The sequence below is a fragment of the Gammaproteobacteria bacterium genome, from assembly GCA_011375345.1.
Taxonomy (GTDB): Bacteria; Pseudomonadota; Gammaproteobacteria; order DRLM01; family DRLM01; genus DRLM01.
In genome coordinates, this window is the sequence record DRLM01000048.1 from 1 (window position 1) to 2,946 (window position 2,946).

The 2,946-nt window shown below is 71.1% G+C and carries 2 protein-coding genes; both read left to right on the forward strand.

Going from position 1 to position 2,946, the window contains the following annotated elements; translation table 11 throughout:
• The coding region (locus tag ENJ19_03500) for a VWA domain-containing protein (protein ID HHM04791.1) at positions 1–845 on the forward strand (845 nt) is incomplete at its 5' end.
• On the forward strand, positions 842–2,623 hold the full coding sequence (locus tag ENJ19_03505; protein ID HHM04792.1) for a VWA domain-containing protein: 1,782 nt from the start codon (positions 842–844) through the stop codon (positions 2,621–2,623). The genes ENJ19_03500 and ENJ19_03505, both read left to right, overlap by 4 nt.
• Positions 2,624–2,946 lie beyond the last annotated feature (323 nt).

Below are 2,946 nucleotides of genomic sequence, written 5' to 3' on the forward strand. Positions count from 1 at the left end.
GGGCGCCCCCCCGCCGCCGCCACTTAAGCACTTGGCTGTGGGCCGCCGGTTGCAGCCTGCTGCTGCTGGCCCTGGCCCAGCCCCAGTGGCACGCCCCCTGGGATGAGCGTTTCAGCGGGCGTGAATTCATGCTGGCGGTGGACCTCTCCGGCTCCATGCGCAGCCAGGATTTTCGCGACGAAAGCGGCGTCCCGGTAAGCCGTCTGGACCTGGTCAAAAGCGTAGTCGCCGAGCTGCTCACCGCGCGCCGGGGTGACCGCGCCGGGCTGATCGTGTTCGGGGACGATGCCTTCACCCTGAGCCCCGTGAGCCACGACCTGGACCTGATCCAAAGCCTGCTGACCCAAGTCCGCCCCGGCATGGCTGGGGAACGCACCGCCCTGGGGGATGCCCTGGCCCTGGCGGTGGCGCGCCTGCGGGACCGGCCCGCCCCGGCCCGCAGCGTGTTGCTGTTCACCGACGGCAGCAACACCGCCGGGGAGATCAGCCCCGAAGCCGCCACCACCCTGGCGCGGGAGGCAGGGGTGCGCCTTTACCCGGTGGGCATCGGCAGCGACCAGGAAACCCTCTATCCCCGCGGCAAGCTCAAACCCCTGCTCACCGAAATCCCCCTCAACGAGCCCCTGCTGCAACAACTGGCAGCGGAAACGGGGGGCCGCTACTATCGCGCCGACCGGCCCGGCGCCCTGCGCAAGGTGCTGACGGACATCGACAAGCTGGAACAGGTCCGGCTGGAGCGAGGGGGCGGCGGTACCCGCGCGCCGCTGTACTGGCTGCCGCTGCTGGCGGGACTGGTGGTCTTGCTGGCGGCGCGGCGGCAGGCGACGGCAGAGGTTCTGCCGTGAACGGCGCGTGGACCGCCCTGCACTGGTACTACCCCTGGGCCCTGCTGGCCCTGCCCCTGCCCTGGCTGCTGGCCGGAGCGCGACGCCACCGCGCCACCGCCGCCCGCCGCCTGCGGGCCTATGCCGATCCCCATCTGCTGGCCACCCTGCTCAGCGGCCCCGGCGGCCCCCGGCGCCGGCCCTGGCTGCTCCTGCTGGCCTGGAGCCTGGCGGTGCTGGCCCTGGCCGGGCCCTATTGGGACAGTGCCCCGCCCCCCCGCGCGGCCGAGGGGCGGGACATCGCCGTGATCCTGGACATTTCCCCCTCCATGGCCGTGGCCGACCTGGCTCCCAGCCGGCTGGTGCGGGCGCAGCGGGAACTGAAGGACTTTCTTGCCGCGCTGGAAGGCGACCGGCTGGGGCTGATCGCCTTTTCCGCCAACGCCTACCCGGTTTTGCCGCTGACCTCGGACCGGCAGGTCTTCGCCCGCTTCACCGAGCTGCTGGAACCGGGGCTCACCACCGCGCCGGGTTCCAATTTGAACCGGGCGCTGGAACTGGCCGGGCAACTGCTGGCCCGCAGCCCCGCCCGCAGCCGGGCGGCGCTGTTGCTCAGCGACGGCGGCTTTCACGACGAGGAAGCCTTCCAGGGCGCCACCCGGCTGGCCCGTGCCAACATCCCCCTGCTGGTGCTGGGCGTGGGCACGGCAGCGGGCGGGCCGGTGCCCGGGCGGGACGGGCGTTTCCTGCGCGGCGGGGACGGCGAACTGATCTACGCCAGACTGGAGCGGGAGCGGCTGGTAAAACTGGCCGCCACTGCCCAGGGCGCCTACTTCGACCTCCGCAGCGACGACAGCGACTGGCAGGCACTGCTCACCGCGCTGCACCGCCGCACCGAACCCCATGTTTTTGATCAGCCCGCCGCCAGCAGCGGCCGGCCCCTGTTTCCCTGGCCCCTGGCCGCCAGCCTGGTCCTGTTTTTGTGGTGCGGCTGGCGCCGCCCGGCGGGCATGGCGGCGCTGATCGTGGCCGGCATCGCCCTCCTGCCCCTGGGCCCGGCAAAGGCCACCCCCTGGACCGCGCAACAGGCCCTGGAGGCCTACAAACGGGGCGATTTCGAAACCGCCGCCCGCTTGTACGAAACCCTGGAAGGCTACCGGGCCGCCATGGGCCTGGGCGCCGCCGCCTACCGCCTGCAACAATGGGAAGCCGCCCTTTCCGCCTTCACCGCCGCCGCCGAGCAGGCCACCGACCCCGGCGCCAAAGCCCGCGCCCTGTACAATCGTGGCAACGCCCTGGCCCGGCTCGGCCGCTTCGAGGCCGCCAGCGCGGCCTACCAGGCGGCCCTGGCGCTGGAATCCAATTTATCCCAGGCCGCTTTGAACCTCGCCCTGGTGCACGAATTTCTCGACGCCCGCCACCGCGGGGAACGGCCCCCGGACACCCCGCCCGAAGAGGCCCCACCCGGCGCCGCGGGGAAAGAGGGGGAACGCTTCGACCTTTTGCAAAGCGGCCGCGAAGAGCGCCCCGGCGCCAACCGCCAGCGTGACGGAACCGCTGCCACCACCCGCCAGGGCCGGGGGACACCCCAAGCCGGCCCCACGCCCCGGCACAGCGACGACGGTGCCGACGCGGCGCAAACCGCGGCGGCACTGGCCCAATGGCGCGCGGCCACCGCCGACCAGACCGCCGGGCGGCTGGGGGCGCTGGACGACAACAGCGCCGGCTTTCTGCGGGAACGTTTTTTGGAACAGGACCGGGGCACGCGGGTCTTGTTGGTGGAGGACAAGCCGTGGTGAGAGAAATGGGGGAAACGCAACGAACCGCCAGAACAGCGCGTTCCCTCCCCCTTTGAAAAAGGGGACCGCAGAGGATTTTCAGATGCCCCCCCTGACCCCACTTTACCAAGAGAGGGACTGAATCAAACGCCGGGTCACCGCATCCACCGATTCCACGGGTTTTCGTGTGTTGTCGGTGGGTGCAGGTGACGCCCGCGACAGCTCAACCGCGATGATGAGGCACAGCGAAGCAATGAGGAATTACAGCATGAAGTTGCTGGTCTCCGTACTGGCGGTACTCCTGGCCAGTCCCGCGCTGGGCCAGGCCGCCGAGTTCAGCGCCA